This window comes from Pseudophaeobacter sp. A-200-2, from assembly GCF_041008815.1.
Taxonomy (GTDB): domain Bacteria; phylum Pseudomonadota; class Alphaproteobacteria; order Rhodobacterales; family Rhodobacteraceae; genus Phycobacter; species Phycobacter gallaeciensis_A.
On record NZ_JAXGFU010000001.1, the window covers coordinates 553,176 to 572,672 of the forward strand.

Genomic DNA, 19,497 nt, shown 5'->3' on the forward strand with positions numbered 1-19,497 from the left:
AAATTGGGAAGAGCGGCAGGGTACTCCCCCTCCCTGGACAGCAGTCGGAAAGCGATTTCACGCAGCTCAAAAAGAGCGCGATGAACTGATCGCCAACCCACCTCCGATTCATGGAGACGCACGCTTCATGAGCAGGGAAGATATCGAAGCCAATCAAGCCGAAGCAGTGTCGATGAACGAGAACAGCTTCGGCGGACACAACGGCTGCATGATCCTGGGAAACGGCCTCGACACCGAGGCCGTTGAACTCGTCACCACGGTGGCGTCCAAGCCACCGGGGCATCTACTCACCATCGCGGCGACCCGCTCAGGAAAAGGCACCAGCCAGATTGTGCCGAACCTCCTAATGTACGGCGGCTCAGTTGTCGTAATTGATCCCAAGGGCGAAAACTACGCACTGACCCATGAGGAGCGCCGTAGGCATGGTCGTGTTGTCCGGATTGATCCGTTCAAGGTAACGAAACCGTTTGATCCTGTGTCACCGTTCTCAGCCTGCAATCCAATGGAGTTCATCGAAGGTGAAAGCGAGGCCAGGCGGCTGGCGTCCTTGCTGCTTGGTGACGCGCCCAAGGGAGAAGGAAAATTCTGGTACGATGAAGCGATCAACCTCCTGTCTGCCGTGATCCTGGCCTGCGTTTCAATGGGTCGTGACCAGATGAACGACGTCAGGGAGGTTCTGACGGCGTCCAATGTATCGGTAGACAAGAAGCCATCGAATCTCGCTGAAGCCTTGGAACGGCTTGCCGGTAAATCCTCCCAGCCAGGAGCCAAGAGGCGGCTGCAAAGCTTCGTCGGTTACTCTGAAAGGATGCAGTCCAGCATCCTCGCGACGATCAATGCCGGAATGAGCATCTGGGATACGCCCGAGATCGCTGAGGCCGTCAGCCGCACCGACCTGCCTTTTGGTGATCTGAAAACAAAGGTTGCCACGATTTATGTTATTCTTCCTTTCGACAAAATGGGGGACTACGGCGCATTTCTGCGCCTGATGGTCGGCCAGTTCTACCAGGCGATGATCAAGAATGGGAAAGCCGACGGCATTCCGGTGGCCTGCATCATCGACGAATTTCCGGCATTGGGCTCCATGAAGGAGCTGGTCCGTGCCTTAGCGGAAGTTGCCGGGTACGGCGTCCGGTTCTGGCTGTTCGTCCAGAACCTATCTCAGCTAAAGGCCCTGTATCCGGATGACTGGAATACGATCGTTTCGCAATGCAGCACGCTCAGCGTATTTGGTGTGACTGACGGCGAAACAGTGGAATGGCTCGAAAAGCAATTGGGTAAAAAAACGCAGGCTGTATCGGTGCCCGGTGTGAACCTGAGCGGCTCTGGCCGTGACGCGGACGGTGCGTTGAATGTTAATGGTACGGTGAACGACAATGTCCTGCTGGCGGGTACGCCGCTTCTCTCTGCGGGAGAAATCCGCGAATATCTTGGGGTCGGGACGCCTTGGCAATTGGTTTTTTTGTCGGGAAAGCGCCCAATGCTGGCGGCGCGTATTGAATACTATAATGATGAAAACCTCAAAATTATGGCAGGCAGTTTTGATAATCCGGAGCACCTCGCCATATCGAACACCTTACGTGATACGGAACACTGGAAGGGTGAACCGGAGGGGTTCAAGTACGGAATTAGGGACGCTAACGACGATGTTTGAAGAGCGCGATAGCCATCTGAAGCTGACGACAAGTCATAAGAAACGCACAGTAGCAGCGCCCTGGTTTCTGACCGGTTTGGGCGATCCTTACCAACTGGAAATCTTGCCTGGTTCGAAAGCCTGCTACGATCCCAAAAACAAAATTCTGCACGTTCGGGACAACGAGCGCGGCATCTCCCATACTGTCACGCCTTCGGTGCGGGTCAGGCTAGACCATGAGCAAGATTTTCACGACATTGACTTTATTGATCTGGAAGACGCGACGCAAAACCTGGCCGGTGTCTACATCAATGAAGGTGTCCTGAACTTCGAAGATCGCAATCGATTTGAGTTTTCAAATACCTTGATGCTCCAAAGCGTATCCAGGCTCCTGGCCTCACCGGTCTTCAATCCCTGGACGGAATTGCCGCACATTAGGAACGAGAACGCCTTTTATCAATGCGATCTAACGACGGGCCAGATTTGGCTGAACCCGGAGATGGAAGATGGCCCAAAGAACGTGGACAAGGTCCACAGTCATATCACCTACCTGACTTTTGAGATTTCCACGCCGCTGCCTGCTTGGAACAAGGACACGCGGGAGGATGATATGCTTCCGCCGGGCAGATATGGTGCGGAAGTGATCAAAGCTGACCACGACACGGGCGATGTGATCACCGTCCGCGCTGATGGCTGGATCAAGGACGAGACAGAGCTTTGCACGTTCCACATCCCGTTCGCCCCGCTCTATGAGCGTATGCAGGATGGCAGTGCCCTGGCTGGCGATTTTGGCTATAGGGTCCCCTTCGATCCACGCGGGCATACAGATATGGCCTTGAAGGCTGTTGCCGCCCCCAAGCGGAATGGCCTTCTCGGGCGCATACTTGGATGATACGCGCAAACGCGCCTTGCATGCTTTCATGCAAGGCGCGTTTTTTGAGGCGGAGAAAAGTCGAAAACGGGGGCTTTCGCGCCCCCGGTGTCTTAGTTGTTCCAAAAGATGTGTACTTTCTGGTGGCCTGTCTCAAGGGTGAATAGATCGCCGCCGAGCTCCATGTCGCGGCCCATTGCCTCGTAGTCGATGTAGAAAGCCAAGCTTTCGGGCACTTCGGTGGTGTCTTCGGTCAACTCTCGTGCAAAGTCGGCAAGGGTTTCATATTCCCCGGCATAGTTTTCTTCCAATGCTTTGGTTGCTTGCTCAACATCGCCCTGAAAGGCCTCCAGAACCGCCCCGCCAAGCTCGCCGTGTTCTTCGATGAAGATAGCTAGCTCGTGGGTGCTCTCAATGCCCTGATATTCGCTGATTTGAACTGACCCAAAATTCATGTAATCATGAATGGCCCATTCTTCGGCCACCTCTTCAAGCGGTGTGGCCTTCAGCATCTCCCGCACGGCCTGCCAGATATCCTCGATGTCTTGGGTTGCGTCGATCCAAACACCGTGAAGGATGCCGTTGTTGTAAGCTGCTAGGTCTGCAACGTAGATTGCCGGGTTTTCCATGTTCCTTTTCTCCTTAATTTTTCGGTTGCGCATGTTGCAACCGACGCCTCGACGGCGAGTTGTGGGGAGGCAAAGGCACAGGCCGCGACAGGTGGAGGGGGATCACCCAGCCAGCACGGATCGAAGAGAAGGAAGGAAGGGGACACCGCCAGTCGCGCCGAAGGGCAGCCTTGACTGCGCCAGGGGCGAAGTCCCTTAGCTAATATTCAAATTTCTGAATTTTTAATGGAGGAGATTGTCCATTTCAGCTATGCTCTTAGAAATGGGAAAACCTAACATCGACTATTTGGCGCGTGATGAATTTTCAAAATTGTCACTGCATGAAAAAAATTTGTACCTGCAAGAACTTGCGGACACATATGCTGATGCAACAAAACAAGAAAAAGCTGTTCTTTCAAAAGATGCGCTCAGCCGTTTGCGCAGGTTCTACAGCAGACGCTCTTTAGCCGATCTAAAGCTAGAAAAAATGAAAGACCGAGGCATGGCCGACGTAATGAATCGCCTCGCCAATGCTGTGCATCAAGGTTTGCTGGAGAGCATTATCAATAGTGAAATCCCTCCATCTTCCACAAAAAGAATACCCCCGATCGACGATGAACAAATGATGTTTTTTGTCCCGAACATCCATGATGCGCCGATCAAGGACGACGTGAACCTCATGGATGTTGCGCCATTCTCACTGAGCAAAGTGAAGCGGGAGGGCGTAATCAAGTATGACTTGAAAGACTGTTCGATCACTGTCACGGGAAGCGCCGAAACCGGGATGGCAAATGCTTACGATTACGACGTGTTCCTTAACATGGTATCTCACCTCGCGGAGCAGATGCGCATCTTCAAGAGAGACAAGAAAAAGGGCCTAAACCCATCCTTGCCACCGAAGATGTACCAACCCACAGCAACTCAAATCTTGAAGTTTTGCCGTCGAGAAGACGGCGGACGTCAGTACGAGCAGCTTGAGAAGGCGCTGGATCGCTTGCAGTCCACCAACATCAAGATCGTAAATTTTCGACCCGATGCACGCAGAGAAACCGAGACGTTCTCACTGATCCAACGCTACAAAGTCCTGAGCCGCACTGCCAACGACAAGATTGAGCGCGTACTAATAGAGATTCCGGATTGGGTTTATGACGGAATCGTCCATGAGAAGAACGCGTCAAGCATTCTGACGCTCAACCCGGATTACTTCCTTCTCAAGAAATCAACAGCTCGCTTTGTTTACCGTCTCGCCCGCAAAGCCGCCGGTCAAAGCGAAGCACACTACAAGGTTGCGGACCTGCATATGCGCAGCGGGACAAAATCAAGTTTGTGGCAATTTGAGAGAAAAATCAAAGAGCTTGTGGCGGATGCAGCGAATGATCCTCTCCCCGACTATAATCTAAGGCTTTCAAAAGGACGGGACGGCAGCATCCTTCACATTTCACGCCGCGAACTACCTTGCTCTGAAGTCTCAGAAGCAAGCAGCTCAAGCCAGTACGACCTGATCGAAGCCTGACAAAACCCGTCTATCGGATTGACAAAATCAACAATCTACAAATGCATTTCTTATCCTAGCGCGGGTCTGACCAATAGCATTTTTGTCAAAATTCCGTCCATCAGTTTGTCAAAAATTTTCGAAAAGCTCTCGATCTTGTCACCGGAGCGTCCATGTTGGCACGGCCAAATTTCGCTGCCATCTGACAACCTAAATTTGGAGCAAGGCTCCTTACCACTTCACAAATATGAAGTTATCCACAGGACAACAGGTGAGGCACACCATTTTTGTCAAAAACCGTCTATCAGTCGAAAAATACCGTCTATCAGTTTGTCAAAACCGTGTATCAGTTTGTCAAAACCGTCTATCAGTTAATTTTCACCTCGCAACCCTATGATTTAGAACAGGAATTTCGCCCTTAAAACTATTAAAACCTCTAAAACTCTTAAAACGCACCTTGCGGTGCTCGAACATTTTTTTGAAAATATTGGTTTTCCCCCCTATGATCGGTTGGCTTGGGACGAACCATCGTCAGCCCTGGAGGCATTGTTGGCAAAATTGGAAAGGGTCGCTTCCTGTTGATTTGATCGGGTTGCCGTCAAAAGTCAGCACAATCGACTTTGAAAAGGGTGTGTATTCAGCCGCAATGAACCTATCTGATGCGTTATCAGATACCTCTGGTGTGGTTAGTGCTGAACAGGCCATAAAATGATCTGAAAGCCCGCTCAAGCGTTTCTATTTTCAGTAAAGACGACTGCCGCCCCAGACCGGGGCGGCCTATCACCGAAAATGAATGGCTGCCTATGCGGCAGCCGATGTGAGTTTGGCCTGAAGGCCAGCGAGGAAGTCCGTCGCTTTGGCTGCTTGACTCGCAGCTGTGAAGATCGCCTTCTTGTCGGCCTTAAGGACCTTGAGCCAGTTTTGGATATAGGCCGCGTGATCAGCCCGTGGCTCCAGCGTGACCCCAAGGTCGGCGCAAAGGAACGCAGCACCCAGCTCTGCCACGAGCTCTTCGACGGCATATGCGTTATCACCGAAGCGTTTTCCAAACCCACGATCGCAGCGTTTGGCGCTGCCGGTCCAATGGATCAACTCATGCAGGAGCGTCGAGTAGTAGCACTCGGTGGCACTGCTGGTCTCAGACCCGGTGAAGCGATCTTTTTCAGGCATCTGGATATAGTCGCCATCACCCCCGTAAGGCAGGCGGTAGTAGGCTTGCGTGCCGCCATGGCGAATGTTTGCACCTGTGGCCTGGATGAAGGCGTCGGCCTCTTCGATCACTTGCACTGGGTCCTTGGGTTCAGGAAGTGCTGGGGCTTCGAAACCGTCCACCTGATCGGCGTTGAACACGTAAGAGGCGCGGGCCATCATGCGCTTGCCCTCTTCGGTCTCGCCGTTTTCCAGCTGCTCTTCGACGGTGAATTCCTTGTAGAAGACAACCAGGCTGGATTTCTCGCCCTTGCGGACCTGGCAACCCTTGTTTTGCCATTGGCGATAGGTTCCCCAGGTTCCGGTCGAGAATCCCTGTGCCTGCGCTGCGGCCCAAAGGCTCAGGACGTTGATCCCGCGATAGGCATTGCTGGTGTCGATGTTGACGGGGCGGTTAAGGCCCTCGCCGCTGCGGTGCCAGGGCATTTGCCAGTCACCGGCACCTTTTTCGATTGCGGCGATGATGTTGTTGGTCACTTGCGTGTAAACGTCTGCGCGTGCGGTTTTCATGGTCTCTCTCCTTGTTTCTGAGAGCCGCGCCCATCGCGGCTGTCCGATGGCGACCAAAGAGGCAGGGTCAAAGACGGGCGGCGCACCCGGAACGGGCTGGAGAAAAGCGACAGACGGAGAGCAGGCTGTTTCTTGTTTCGCGAGGAATGATGCAAATCAGGGGATGAAACTGACGGCGAACCGTTGCGCCGAACGTCGTCCCTGCCAGGTCACGCCAGATAGAGGACAGCTCGTTAGGAGCGGTGTGAGACAAGGGCCTAAAGAGGCCAGACATCCACACGACAGTTATTCAAAGCATCCTACAACTTCGCCAGAACTCTGAGAAAATATAGTGACTTGAAGAAAATGCCCGGTACAGCACCACAGCCCAATCGACCGTCTAAATCGACGTCCGACCAGCAATCCAAGGGGAAACTTCAGTATGATAGCGGCTCAGCAAAGGCACCCTGAGATTTCAAGCCATTGGGACAACTCGCCATCAGCAGACTGGTGCCAGCGCATCCCCGGCGACGGCCCTGGTTTGTCGTTCAAGGGAGACCACCACGGCAGAACCTCGCGCGGAGAACTCCGACCTAAGAGGGCTTTGGAAATGTAGTCCAAAAGCGCCAATACGGCTCGTCAGTTGCGTTTCAAAGGTTTGTGGCATCCATGACTATCAAAGGGCACAGAAATGATCTGAGAGGCCGCTTGATCAGCTTTCTCATTCAAAGTCAAAACATCTTACCGTCGAGCTCTTCAGCCAGCCCCTTTTTGTGATCGGCTGACAGGTGTGAATAGCGTTTCACCATCTGAAGGGTCTTATGTCCCAGCATGTCGGCAATCTCGATCAGCGACTTGCCCTGCATTGCGAGATAACTGGCGGTGCTGTGTCGCAAATCGTGAAACCGGAAATCGGTAATCTTCGCTTTCGTCACCGCGTTCTCCCATGCTTTGCGGACATCCATCGGCGCGGTAAGGTCACGTCTGGGGAATAGGTAAAGCCTAGGCGCGTGCGAAAACTGTTCATCGTACAGCTCTTTCACAAGATTTATCTGCGCGTCCATGAGTTCGGCAAGGTGCCCGACGATCGGTACAGATCGCGTATCACCGTTCTTGGTGTCTCGAAGGACGGCCATATTCCGAGCCAGATCGATATCCGGCAAAGTCAGCCCCATGATTTCACCCCGGCGGCAACCGGTGGACAGGGCAAACACAACGATCGGATAGAGCTGCTTGTTCGGGCTTTCACGGCAGGCGTCCAGGAGCCGCCTGCGTTCGTCGTCTGACAAATACCTGGTGCGCTCATTGCGAAGCTTGGTCACGCGCTCAACGCCGTCCATCGGATTGACGCCAAGCCACTTCCAGGAACAAGCCTTCTTGAAAAGCATATCCAGCGCGTCGCGATAGTATTTCAGCGTGCGCTTGCTCTTGGGCTTTGTCTTTTCGCCATTGCCGCGTTCGTCCGGTATCGCAGCCAGTTCACCCATGAGCTTGGAAACCTGCTCTGTCGTGATGAACTGCAAGCTGTAGTCACCAAGTTGGGCACGCCAATACCGTAGCGCCGTGCCTGAGCTACGCTGAGTACTCTCAGCCAGATTCGGTAGAACTTCGCGCTCATAGCGGTCAATCACGTCCGCAAATGTCTTACGTTTGGACTGAGTGCTGATCGGCTGGAACTGGCCTGACTTGATATCGCTCTCGGTCTTTGCCGCCCATGCTTTGGCGTCAGTCAAGCGCTTGAAGGTCTTCTTCTGACGGGGGTAGCCTACGACGCGAACGTCAACCTGATAGACGACACCCTTCTTGCGCTCACGCTTCTCGATTGTCGCCATATCTGCCTCCATATTTCGCGTCGCGCCCAGTCAGCCCAAACGCAGGGGCAGATTTTGGGGGCAATTTAGGGGCAGTTTCTATCGAAGATAGCCCCCAAACGTCAATAAGCGACAACAAGTGAAAAGCTTCAAGGCACTGTTTTTATTGTGTATATTTACTGCCCGTTATTGAGGGCAATAGGTTTACCTCCGACTGTTAATCAATTGGTCGTAGGTTCGATCCCTACCGCCGGAGCCAATCCTCCCGCAAGGGATTTTTTGTTGTACAAAGCTTTGCACAAAGGCTTGCACGGAATTCCCGCCCCCTTGCCCGGCACCTCCCAACCGACGGAGGCGCATTTGGCCATTTCCCAACCCCACCTCGAAAGACGCAAGACAGGTTTCTTCTGGCGCCGGCGTGTGCCGGCGCGGGCATCAAACCGGTTCAAACCAACTTTTTTCTGTTTTCCGCTGCGAACGCACGTCCCCCGCGAAGCCGCAGAGCTTGCCCGACGATTGACTTCGATCAGCGAGCTCTGCTTCGACGCGGAGACCGAAGTGCGCCCGGAAATTTTCACATCCATTCTGACCGGATATGCCCGGTTTGAAATCGACGCATTCGACCACCTGCGCGCCCTTTCCGGGCCGCGCACCCGGCAGGCCGCAGAAACCGCGCTGGAAATCGAAGCCGCCGCCAGGGCCTCCCTCAGGGATGCCATCTTCCTGTGTGATCACTCCGTGGCCATTTCTCCCATCCATGATACGGCTCGCCGCCTTGGCCTGGAGATTGAAGAAGACGATGAGGATATTCCGGTCCTGATGGCCAGGATGGTACGTCTGATGGTCGAGATCAGCGAAGAAAAGGACCGCCGTGCCAAGGGCATATTCTCAGATACCCAGCCCTATCTTCAGATGGCGCTGCACACTGAAAGGCCCTCTCCGGCTCCTCAGCATGCTCGCTGCATGGATCCAGCCCCGGAATCCAGTGAATTTCTTCCGGAACAACCAGCTCTCAAGGCGGAAGAAACGGGGCCTGCCAACTCCATTCAGACTGTCAGCGTTGACGAAACCAAGCAAAGCGACGAAATCCAGAAAAGTGACGTGTTTTTTCAACGCGCCGGGCTGAAAATCTCCGTGAGCAACGAACCGACGCCCCCAGCCCGCACCCTTGATGGAAGCCCAGCGAGCCTCCTCGACCTTTGGGATGGGTGGTTCAAGGCCAAGGAGAAAGGTCAAAGGCAGGAAGGCGCCTATGAATTTGAGGACGCGGAACTGGGGGAAAATTTCACCAGGAATTCTGATACCGTTCAATCCACGCGAAAGCTGATTGCGGACATGTTTGGAACCCAGCCGATCGACCAGATGCTGGACAGCGATTGGAAAGCATTCAATGACATGCTCTTTCAACTACCCCAAGGCCATGGGAAATCTCCGCTGCACAAGAAATTGCACTGCTCCGAGATCATCACTCGGGCGCGGAAAAAAGCCGAGCAGGAAATGCGCAAAGCTGAACTGAGGATCAAGAAGCAGAAGCTATCTGACGACGCAGCCGAAGCCCTGCGGCACAAAGCAACACTGAAGACCCTGGCACCGCGTACCGTGCAGCGGCATCAGGCCTATCTGAACATGGCCATCAACCATGCCGTCGATAAGGGCGTCATTTCCCACAATCCCTTCAAGCGATATGTGCTCAGCGAAAAAACAATTACGGAATTGCGGAAGGCGCGGCCTGACACGTCCCGGAAGCTCTGGCATGACGATTTCCAGGTCATGCTGGCCACGGACAAATGGAATTCCCCAAAGACCCGGATCAACGACCACATCTACTGGGTTCCCTTGATCAGCCGCTTGCATGGTCTGCGGAGTGAAGAGGCCCTCCAACTGGGACCAAAAAACGTGCGGTCCGAGGATGGGATCCACTATTTTGACATTCTAAAAGGAACCGGCACGAGCCTGAAAAGCAACAATGCGCGCCGGCTCATACCGATCCACTCCCAGCTGATCGAACTTGGCTTCCTGGAACTCGTTGCGCATCAGCGCAAACTCGGCCGATCGCGGCTGTTCGACCAGGTGTCGCGCTCAAAGACGAAGAAGGCGAACTTCACGGCAAACTTCACCAAGAATTTCACCTATTACCGCAAAAGCCGGGGAATCTACTGCGAGCGCATGGACCTGCATGCATTGCGTACCAGCTGCAACACGAAGATGGTCGAAAACGCGCTGCCGGATACTGCTCGCCGTTATCTCATTGGCCACAAGAACGGGGATGTGGGCATCATCAATTATTTGCCTGAAGGATTTCCACTCAAAACCCAGAAGGCATATATCGAGATGGACCAGATCGACATCTCGATGATCACCAGGCGTTTCGGCAAGGCGGAAAAGCCACGCAAAGGCCCCTACCTTGCGGTTGAAGACGGTGTTGAAGTGCCGAAACCGAAATCGGCCTGACAGCATGGATGCCGAATGGACCGCACCCCCGCAAAGCGGAGGTGCGGCCGTTCTCAACTGAACTGATCGGCGATGATCCTGGCACGGCGCATATCTATCACATGCTGGCGGGCATGTTTGAACGCCTTCCATTGCTCGATCAGATCCCGGCGCCGCTGAAGCTCCGTGGTGCGCAACTCGTCGCCGCTTGTGTTCCGATAAAGGGCTCGGGTGCCGCACCCCTCGAGACGATCGTCGAGACACTGGACGATGGCCTTTTCGATCAGCTCGAGTATGGTTTCGTCCCGGCTGTCGTACAGAATTCCGTCTTCCAGCCGGTCGAGTGTTTGTGCCAGTTGTCTCAGCCGCAGGCCGTCAGCCTCAATGCTGGTCTCTCGCCATTCCTGCGCAAACCAGCGGGCAGTTTTCACCGCCCGCAGTGCCGCACGTTCCAGAGGCGTTTCCGGATCGAACTCAGTATCATACTGCATTTGAACCTCCCTTACGCGGCGATGCCGAAATCGAAGACCGGCAGATCAGACGCAGCATCGATTGCGCGCATGTGATCTTCCAGGCGGTCTGTCAAAAGACAGATCTCCTCAACCATCGGATCCATGGGATCGATTTCTGCGAAGAGCGCGGTTTCGAGGCGCAGCGGGTCACCAACGTATTTCAGGGTGAACAGCTCGTGCAGGGCGACGAGATCGAGACGGGCACGACGGGTCAGCTGCCGGGTCAATCCCAGATGATCCAACAGATACTGAACGCGTTTGAGGGCCTTTCCGCCCCCCAAAACGAGGGCAGCATTCTGCAGGCCCTCATTGTTCTCAGAAAGAAAGAGAAAGAGGGCTTGAACGGCAGGTGAAAGGGATGTGTGCATAGCGCGGCTCCTTGATAGTGGTTTGCTGCCACAAAGGACAGCTCAAGAAGGGGGCGGAGCGTCGCTGTGTTGTTCCTGTTCAGTTTTCGAATGACTTTGTTTTCTGCGCGGTCTCAACCTGAGGACTGCGCGGAAAACAAAGGTCTTCGATCTCTTCGTGATTGTGGGTTCGGCCAGATAATCAAATTCTCCTTCGGCATCATCACCGATGCATGCCTCATTCCTTGCTTTCTTTGATCCCTGTTAGCCATACCCGGGCCAGTTTGGCGGCATCTTCACCTGCGCGATGAACCGTCGTTTCATTCGCCAGATGGCTGTACACGTCATGCAGACGTCCTGGAGCAATCTGACCGTCCATTTCCGAAAAGGCCCACCAGACCGCACGATCAAAGTCGTCGAGCGTGATATCCGGTGCTCCACCGATGGATTGCATCAGACGGTCGAGCCAACGCTGATCGAATTCCGGCGCATCGCTGACAACGCGTTTTCCTTGGAGCTTGCCCCGAAGCCACATTGCTACACTTCCCGCCGTTTCCGCCTCATTCAGGGCGCCCCTGGGGATGCCGTGCACCTTCTCGCTTGCCGGATGCCAGTCATCCATCGACCAAGACGGCTCCGGACGGATGAGCTTCGCCTCGGCAGCAACCCGTCCGCTGTCCACCCAAGCGATACCAACCTCGATGGGCTAGCTTTTGGGCGCCAGACTTGACGCTTCGAAATCGATGAAAACAGGTTCCATGGTTCTTCCTTTTCTCAGGGGTGGAGGAGGCTTTTCAGCGCATTCTCACCTCGAGGGATGCGCTGAAAAGCGCGCCTCCAATCCCCGTTTCAGGTGAATTCAAAGGGCATCAGGTGCACGGCGCCGATCATATCCTCAAAGGCTTTTTGTCCTTGCAGACGCTGTGCTTTTGCAACCATTTGGTCCTGGTAGTCCGCGGCTGTCCGGGGTGATTTCTGGCCGTTGGCCGCCAGGGCCATGTCCGTTCCGGCAGCCCCCAACTCAATACCGAGAAAGGTGTGCAGGATGGTCCGGGCAATATGCTCGCCGGTTCCGAAAACACTGCGCCAGCAATCGGATATATAATTGTACCCCACACCTACCCCGTCGTTTCGCACGAAGAGCGGCCGATTGGACGTCAGGCAGCCATTGCGCATCTGGTCGAGCCAGGCCTCGTCACACCCCCTGAGGATCAGGGCATCAATGAATACATTCAGCCGCGGATCAATTTCCGCGTCATAAGTCTCATCATCCTTGGACAGGGTGATGTGCAGCTCATATCGCCCTTGCCGCCACGACAGGTGCTCCCCGAATACAAGCCGCGTATCCGCCAAGCGGACCGGCAGCACCGAAAACAGCGCCAAAGCAGCGGCGGTGTTTCTCAACGCCTGGCGCGAGCGTGGGCATGTCAGGCTTTCCGCCTCCTTCAGAAAGTCCTCCGCGCGGCCGATGATCGCTACCGGCGAATATCCGGTTTTCTGCAGCTTTTCATACTTCTTCTTTGGAGCTTTGCGGGCTTGATCCCCAGCCTTTCGCAGGAGCTGCGACAATAGCTCCTGCGCCTCCTGGTCGGCGCCGGCATAGCGGGCACATTTCTTCAATGCAGAGAAAGAGGCCAGCTGTGTCGCGGCGGCCAGCCCGCGTCCACGCATGTCGCGGGTGAAGGCCTTCACTGCCTCAACCGAGATTTCCTCCGGCACCCCGGCCTTTCTGGCCGAACAGGCCAGCTGCCTCAGCTTCATTCTGTATGTCGGGATCATTTTGGGAGACGGTGCAATGACACCGTCCCCGTCAAAGCCCGCCGCCATGTCTGCCAGCGCGCCTTTCCAGTGTTCTGGCAGTTCCTCCTCCGGAATCGACACCCTGAGCTTGCGCCGCCTCGGCGCCGTGGCCGTCGGCTTCCGGGTCTGCGCCTCTTTCCGGCGGATGGCGTCGGTCAGGACGAGGATGGCGGGCTGGGCCGGGAAAACCGCCTGCATCGCCTTTTTCAAGGCGCGCAGGCGGTTGGCGGACCGATACCCGGCATCGAATGACAGGCAGTCCGAAACCGAAAGTTCCCATATCGAAGCAATCTGCCTGCCTTCAATGAAGGCGAGGAAATCATCGAGGACACGCAATTGCGGCGCGGTGACAGCCCTCATGTTCAGCGTTGCGGCCAAGGGATCCCATCGCGGGTGCTGCAGGATTTCCGGAACGGTCCGGCGATCAGGTTTCTTCATGCCTTCAGCCTCGTCAGATCGAGCACGTATTTTTGCACCTCGGAGCGCTGCACGCGTTTGTTGACCCAGCCATAGTTTTTCCTGGCAGTGCCGACTGTATCGTCGAGCAGCCGCTCGAGCAGGTCCCACCTTCCCGGGTTGGCTTCGATCAGCAGCGAGGCCAAGCCGTGGCGGAAATTATGCGGGGTCATCGGCAGGCCGGCAGCACGGGTTTCGCGCTTGAACCAGCCGAGAAAGGTCTCGTAGGGCAGATTGCCCTCCGCAATTATCCCGGGAAACAGGAAATCGCTGCTATCTGCACCCGGATACAGCGGACGGATCGTTTCCATGTACCATTCGATCACTTCGAGCCCGTTCAGGTTGCCGCGTTCGATCAGCGCCCAGATCTCACTGTCGTTCTTGGTGTGCTCCGGCGACAGCGTGATTGTCGCGTGATCAGTCATCCTGCCCGGCAGGTGGAATGTGATGTTGTCGCCGCGGATCACAAGCGCCAGCGCGTTGTCGATGCGGATCGGTGCGCCGCGGGTTTCGAGCGCGCAGACGGCCGCCACCGAACCGACGGAACGCACCTCCTCGATTTCACTCCCGGTCATTGCTCGCCCATCCGCCGAGGATCTGTTGAGGAGCTCTTGGGCCCGATTGCGCAGCTGCACGTGCAGGGAAAGGAAGGTCAGGGTCAATTTCTGCGATCCCAGCAGAGTTTCACAGAAAGTCCGCGCGCCGGGTGACATATGGCTGCCCTGCTTCTTCCCCTGCTTCAAAAACCGGTTGTTTGCGAGCTGCGCCTTAATCGCATCCGGCGGCAGGCCGTTTCGCGCCATCACGACATAGATGGCCTTCAGGTAGTCATGTGCCGTTCGGGCGGTGATCCTGCCGGCCCCATCCATGTCAGACGACCACCTGCGCACGACCTGGACTGCATTTTCAGGAGAAAGAAGTTCCCTCAGCCCGATGTCCGTCTCCAGACCAGCGCATTCCGACAGGGTGCTGACGAACTTGCGCAGCGCTGCGGTCTTGAAGGACTTGTCATCCTCAGAGGTCCCTTCCTCGTATCTATCCTCGACCGGATCGTATTCTCCACGCGTCGCGTTGAGCACCCAGTCTCTGATTTCGGCGGCGACGTGATCCGGGATACCCGGCAGGATGTTGGCACGCAGAACCGCGGGTTCGGCAAACGGCTCAGGTGGAAGCAGCGGCCGTACCGACGACAGGTACCGGAAATGATTCAGTTGCCGAAGAGCGGATTGCAGGGATTTCCATTCATTTGATCCCAAACGTGTCCGAAGCCCGGACAGCCATTCCTGGGAAATTTGGCTGGGCTCCTTGCCATGCTGCCGGGCAAGATCGGACAGCTTCCGGATAGGAATCAGCACTTGGTGCGGATACATCGCCTCTTCGGGCATGCCGGTGAGCGGCTCCAGAGCACCGATCAGCTCCGCCCAGGCGTCTTGCCGCGCCCGGCGCTCCTGTTCTTCCGCAATCTGGCCGGTAGCGCCCTTAATGGCGGCCTGTACCTTGCGCCGCCAGGCTTTGTAGGCCTTTTCCGTCTTACCAAGACCAGGCCTGTAACCCTTCAGCGGGAAGCGTTTGTGAAACTCTTCGAGATCGGCAGGGATATCACGGAGGGCACGGTGATCATACCGCTCCTCGCATTTCTTCACTGGATTGACGTAGTCGTCCTTATTGTACGCGATGGTCCAGTCCAGCACGTCCTGCATGGTCACCGGCGCGATGGGTGTGAAAAAGCTCATGAAGGCCTCTTTTCTTGTCCGCTGAATGACAAATTGGCCGTTATTCCAAAAACCGAAGCCGAAAATGACCAATAATCCTCCACTTGCCGGAACCGAAATTTCGGGGGCGTTTGTCATTTTGTCCGCTCGGCCTGTCATCTGTCCGTTGTTCGGCCAATTCCCTGCCCAGGTGTCATTTTCGCGGGAGTGTTGCTGATGAAATTGGCATGGCGGCACCCTGCTGGCAGACAAAAGAAAACCTCCTTTCCGGGTGCGGAAAGGAGGTAGGTCCCGGGAGGAGTTTCAGGAAATCCCGGTTCTGGTTCAGCCTGGTTTGGGCGGTACCATGAACAAGGCAGCTGCTGAGGGTGACGGAGACAATGCGGCCTCGGCCTCTCTGCGTGCTTCTTTGGCCGCTCCAGTTTTTTTGCCTGTCCTGGGATGAACGACAGTTTCTTCTGTTCCCGGCCGAAGGGCAGCTGTTCCCCCAGGAGCCAGCTTTCGATCTCTGCCGGGAAAAACAAGCGCTTTCGCGGACCAAGCTCGATATACGCCGGAATGGATTTATCCCGGTGTTCACCATTGCTGCGGCGGCGCGTTGTCTTTGCGCTCTCTCCCAGCTTAGCGGCCACCTGTTTCAGATTCAGCAACGGGATTTTGAGATCCTCCAGATTTTCTGCAGTCTTGAGATCAAGACCAAGCGCGCGCCAGATCCTGATCCAAGGATAACCCCGGCCCCGCTTCGGGACACCCATTGCTGTCATGACATCCCGCACAGCAGTGCGATCCAAGCGGAAAAATTCGGCAAGTTCTTCAACCGTCGCCAAGTCCGGCTTTTCGATTGCTGGCTCTGAATGTGGCATCTGCTCTCCTCAGCTGGGGAGGAGATGGGTCCAGAGCGACTTTCAAGAAAATGGTTTCAGATGGGACCGGTAGCATTTGACGGATGAGTGGCGCAGAGTGGTCTTGGGGAGCCGGATCTGACTGGTCCTTGGCACCGGCCCTGTGCTGGCTGCGCGCTTCACCTCTTCCAATCTGAAATCGGGAACTGTCACGAAACTGAGAACCTGCTTGTTTCAGGATGAACACGGCTTTTGGCCGGATGTGGTTTTCCCTTCCAAACACGGGGTGCCGCTGAAAAAAGGAAACGTGGCGACCGAAAGAACTTGAAGGGCGTTCACTGCCCTGGGCAATATGCAACTGATCTGAGGACAACTATTTTGACCACCCCGCATTAAGGCCCAAGCGATTCAATATGACAATGCCAGAGCCCGCCTTCCCGCTCGACCCGGCTGCCGAGCTTGAAATGATCCGATGGAAGCAGGCACGCTTCGAGGAAATCACCCAAGTTGTTGAAAACGCTCTACCCGAGCTCATGGCGGACATCGAAGAAACCGTCATTTCGATGTCGACACTCACGGCGAGCAAGGCACAGGTCTTTCCTGATGGTCCATGGAAAGACCTCTTTGAGCCTTGGGCAAAAAAGACCGCCAGGCTTGTCGAGGCGCAAATGGAAAAGGAAATTGGAGAGCTCGCAGCGTCATCTTCCGAGAAGGGCACGCTTGGCGAGGCTTTGCGTGTTGCGCGCCCCGCCCTTGCCGGGGCAGGGGTGCTTGCGGCCTCTCTTGCCGCCATCCCCTCCGTTGTTTCGCTTGCCACAATCACCACCACGTCCTTCTTCGTCCTGTCGACCACCACCATTTCGTGGCCGATCATTGCTGTGGGCGGTGCTGGTCTTGCCGTGACCTCATTTGCCGGCAGCAAGGGCGTCAAATGGCTTGAGGACAAAAACCGCGTACGGCTTGTGAACCGCCTGCAAGGGCGCGCCCTGACCGCGACGCTGGGTCATGGTCTCGCGCCGGGCGAGCGCAGTCTCGTGACCGATCTCCAAGCCGCCACACTGCGTCGCCTCGAAGCAAAATTGGAGTCCGTCTGATGCCCCTTCTCTACGATATACCTCTGAAGGTTGCTGGTCGGATCGCGTCCGGTGAGGCTGAAATCGTCGGCGCGCTCATCAAGGAGGTCGCGTCTGGCAGGATCCTGGCGCATGTCCAGCCGACCCAGGGTTTTCTCGATATTTTCGTTCAAACCGGCGGCGCCATGGCGCAATCCGGTTTTTCGCCCCTTGGGATCATCGCTGCCATTCAGGGAGAACAGATCAAGTCTGGTATCGAAAGGCTTGAGCTGGGACTGGGTCTTGTTCAAAATCTGCAGATTGCCAACATGGCGCTGACCGGAGTCGGAATTGGCGTGTCGGTCGCCGGGTTTGCGGTCATGAACATGCGCCTGAATGCGATCGAGAACAATCTTGGGCATTTGCGCCAGGACGTCCGGGAAATCGGCAAGATGATCCAGGCCTCCGAGATACGCCGTCTGTTCAGCGACATCCGCGCGGCACTCAAGGATCTTGACAGCGTCACAACGCGAACCGACCATCTTGCCCTTGCAAGCAGCCTGCAAAGGCAATTTTCGTCTCATGTCAGCGCACTCAATGACCTTTTGACCGAAGCCATGGCCATCGGCAACGAGACCCGCCTGCCCATCGAGCGGCTGGATCTGATCTGGACACTGAGCTCGGCCAAGTGGCTTTGCGAAGGCGCCGAGCTGCGGGCCCTCTTCGTGTCCGAGGACTTGGCCCATGCGGACGACTACGCGGGACGCTACATGAACGACAATCTTCGTTGCCTGGACCAGCTGAACCCGGATGCCATGACCCGATTGGTTGCCGCTGGCGAAACAAACCTGGCAAAGATCGTGGCCAAACGCCGCGAGGCAGCCGGGCTTGTCGGCAAGATCGCCGATGGCTTTGAAAGGGCCGTGGAAAACCTCGGTGAGCAGCAATCTCTGGCACGTGCACTCGCCGATGCGGGGACCGGCGGCAGGGCGTTTATTCAAGCTGCCAAACAAGAAACCAATAGCCTGTTTCTCGTTATCGTGCCTGAACAATAGCGCAGTGGCTTCGGCTGCGCCCAACTGTGGCCGGACAGGGGAGGCCGGCCGCCTATTGCAATCAACCGTGCCTCAGCAAACATAATACCGCGAACCAGCGTTAAACTGAGGGCTGCCAAACAGTTAACGAAGCAAACCAGCGGTTATGGGCCATGATTGTTTATCGAACCCGTCATGGTTTCACGCTCCTGGCCCCAACCTCGCCTCGAACCCATCGATGACTTGGAAGGTGCAACCCATCTCGCGCGCCACTTCCTGCATCGCATTTGCGTAGCGCAACCAATACGCAGAGCCCGTGGATCGTTTATCAAGATCATCGAGAAATGCCACGATCGTGCTCTTATGGAAATCCAACGGAAGGTCCTGGGTAACCGCCAAATCAATAAACCTGACCATTCCATGGAGAGCAGGTTTATGGAGGTATCCTTTTAGGCCGGTTTCCCCAGCTTCAATCGCCTTTGCCTGAGTTACAAACTTCTCTGGTGCTTCCATCGCGGCGAGCCGTTCGCTGATCCGCCCGGCACGCACGAATTTCCCCGTCTGCTTATCTTTCATCTTTGTCTTTCTTTCCCCTTCTTGGTTGCACCAGCTGTGGATTCCATTGGTGGAGGAAGGGTAGGACTTTAGAGAAGTATTCCTTTTTCATACCTGGCTTAAGCTGAAGACCTTTTGTTTTGTCCGCGATCTCGGAGATTTCCTCTAACACAAACTGGCGTGCGAGTTTGGCAGTTTCCGGGTTAAATTGGCCCGGGAACGCAACAGCAAAGCAACGCCAATACCAGGCGACCGCGAACCGGTACTGGCGCAGAGTTGCCTCCGCTACGGGTCTACGACGCCGCCCCCGGAACCCGATAGGCTCCCCAGCAGCCAGAAGACCAACCCATTCCTCAAAGTCCGCCTTGAAGCGCGGCGGCAAGGGCTGTTCTTCGTTAGGAGAAGGTTTGAACTGGAGCTGTCCAATCGGTGTTTCAGTCAGACCGAACTCCTCACGAATTTCAGGATCAGCGCGAGCTTTCTCAAAAGCGGCGACACCAGACCTGAACATGGCGCGTTGAGAATGACCTGCCCCCCGAGGCTCCCTTATTCATAACGAGAGTCTGCGGGTCTGGTTTTCATATTCTCCGTCGTCTGATTGGGCAAGCGCGCCGGGCGCGGAGCCCTCAAATTGCTCAAGCGTC

The 19,497-nt window shown here is 55.6% G+C and carries 17 protein-coding genes; 6 read left to right on the plus strand and 11 right to left on the minus strand.

The features are described from left to right. Window positions 1–127 precede the first annotated feature (127 nt). Both SM766_RS02455 and SM766_RS02460 read left to right on the plus strand, forming a co-directional pair. The gene (locus SM766_RS02455; RefSeq protein WP_368946785.1) at window positions 128–1,654 is read left to right on the plus strand and encodes a type IV secretory system conjugative DNA transfer family protein; all 1,527 of its coding nucleotides are present in this window, start codon (window positions 128–130) and stop codon (window positions 1,652–1,654) included. After that, window positions 1,647–2,525, plus strand: a complete 879-nt coding sequence (locus tag SM766_RS02460) for a hypothetical protein (protein ID WP_368946786.1) — start codon at window positions 1,647–1,649, stop codon at window positions 2,523–2,525. The genes SM766_RS02455 and SM766_RS02460 overlap by 8 nt, the downstream gene beginning before the upstream one ends. Window positions 2,526–2,617: 92 nt before the next feature. Here SM766_RS02460 and SM766_RS02465 read toward each other — a convergent pair whose 3' ends face one another. Beyond that, window positions 2,618–3,133 carry an antirestriction protein ArdA gene (locus SM766_RS02465; RefSeq protein ID WP_368946787.1) on the minus strand — a complete coding sequence of 172 codons (516 nt, stop codon included), beginning with the start codon at window positions 3,131–3,133 and terminating at the stop codon, window positions 2,618–2,620. 235 nt (window positions 3,134–3,368) lie between these two features. On the opposite strand from SM766_RS02465, the gene SM766_RS02470 reads away from it, so the two are divergent. Beyond that, window positions 3,369–4,625, plus strand: coding sequence for a replication initiator protein A (locus SM766_RS02470; RefSeq protein ID WP_368946788.1), 1,257 nt, complete (start codon window positions 3,369–3,371; stop codon window positions 4,623–4,625). A gap of 780 nt (window positions 4,626–5,405) precedes the next feature. Here SM766_RS02470 and SM766_RS02475 read toward each other — a convergent pair. Next, complete coding sequence (locus SM766_RS02475; RefSeq protein WP_368946789.1) at window positions 5,406–6,323, minus strand: ArdC family protein; 918 nt, start codon at window positions 6,321–6,323, stop codon at window positions 5,406–5,408. A 710-nt stretch (window positions 6,324–7,033) separates the two neighbouring features. Further along, window positions 7,034–8,134 carry a tyrosine-type recombinase/integrase gene (locus SM766_RS02480; protein ID WP_368946790.1) on the minus strand — a complete coding sequence of 367 codons (1,101 nt, stop codon included), beginning with the start codon at window positions 8,132–8,134 and terminating at the stop codon, window positions 7,034–7,036. Window positions 8,135–8,473: 339 nt separating this feature from the next. On the opposite strand from SM766_RS02480, the gene SM766_RS02485 reads away from it, so the two are divergent. Then, complete coding sequence (locus SM766_RS02485; RefSeq protein ID WP_368946791.1) at window positions 8,474–10,564, plus strand: tyrosine-type recombinase/integrase; 2,091 nt, start codon at window positions 8,474–8,476, stop codon at window positions 10,562–10,564. A 53-nt stretch (window positions 10,565–10,617) separates the two neighbouring features. Here SM766_RS02485 and SM766_RS02490 read toward each other — a convergent pair whose 3' ends face one another. The 6 genes from SM766_RS02490 to SM766_RS02515 form a co-directional block, all read right to left on the minus strand. After that, window positions 10,618–11,034 (minus strand): hypothetical protein, encoded by a 417-nt coding sequence (locus SM766_RS02490; protein WP_368946792.1) that lies wholly within the window; start codon window positions 11,032–11,034, stop codon window positions 10,618–10,620. Window positions 11,035–11,045: 11 nt separating this feature from the next. Then, window positions 11,046–11,423, minus strand: coding sequence for a hypothetical protein (locus tag SM766_RS02495; RefSeq protein WP_368946793.1), 378 nt, complete (start codon window positions 11,421–11,423; stop codon window positions 11,046–11,048). A 217-nt stretch (window positions 11,424–11,640) separates the two neighbouring features. After that, window positions 11,641–12,024 carry a hypothetical protein gene (locus SM766_RS02500; protein WP_368946794.1) on the minus strand — a complete coding sequence of 128 codons (384 nt, stop codon included), beginning with the start codon at window positions 12,022–12,024 and terminating at the stop codon, window positions 11,641–11,643. Window positions 12,025–12,251: 227 nt separating this feature from the next. Next, window positions 12,252–13,640 (minus strand): hypothetical protein, encoded by a 1,389-nt coding sequence (locus tag SM766_RS02505; RefSeq protein WP_368946795.1) that lies wholly within the window; start codon window positions 13,638–13,640, stop codon window positions 12,252–12,254. After that, a complete protein-coding gene (locus SM766_RS02510) occupies window positions 13,637–15,508 on the minus strand; it encodes a site-specific integrase (protein WP_368946796.1) in 1,872 nt (623 codons plus the stop codon). Before SM766_RS02510 ends, SM766_RS02505 begins: the two co-directional genes overlap by 4 nt. A gap of 17 nt (window positions 15,509–15,525) precedes the next feature. Beyond that, window positions 15,526–16,233: a helix-turn-helix transcriptional regulator gene (locus tag SM766_RS02515; protein WP_368946797.1), complete on the minus strand. Its 708-nt coding sequence runs from the start codon at window positions 16,231–16,233 to the stop codon at window positions 15,526–15,528. Window positions 16,234–16,625: 392 nt separating this feature from the next. On the opposite strand from SM766_RS02515, the gene SM766_RS02520 reads away from it, so the two are divergent. Together SM766_RS02520 and SM766_RS02525 are read left to right on the plus strand one after the other, a co-directional pair. Next, complete coding sequence (locus SM766_RS02520; protein WP_368946798.1) at window positions 16,626–17,306, plus strand: hypothetical protein; 681 nt, start codon at window positions 16,626–16,628, stop codon at window positions 17,304–17,306. Then, window positions 17,306–18,319, plus strand: a complete 1,014-nt coding sequence (locus SM766_RS02525) for a hypothetical protein (RefSeq protein ID WP_368946799.1) — start codon at window positions 17,306–17,308, stop codon at window positions 18,317–18,319. Before SM766_RS02520 ends, SM766_RS02525 begins: the two co-directional genes overlap by 1 nt. Window positions 18,320–18,499: 180 nt before the next feature. Here SM766_RS02525 and SM766_RS02530 read toward each other — a convergent pair whose 3' ends face one another. Together SM766_RS02530 and SM766_RS02535 are read right to left on the minus strand one after the other, a co-directional pair. Continuing rightward, window positions 18,500–18,874, minus strand: coding sequence for a hypothetical protein (locus tag SM766_RS02530; RefSeq protein WP_368946800.1), 375 nt, complete (start codon window positions 18,872–18,874; stop codon window positions 18,500–18,502). Next, window positions 18,864–19,364, minus strand: coding sequence for a hypothetical protein (locus SM766_RS02535; RefSeq protein ID WP_368946801.1), 501 nt, complete (start codon window positions 19,362–19,364; stop codon window positions 18,864–18,866). Before SM766_RS02535 ends, SM766_RS02530 begins: the two co-directional genes overlap by 11 nt. Between the last annotated feature and the right edge of the window lie 133 nt (window positions 19,365–19,497).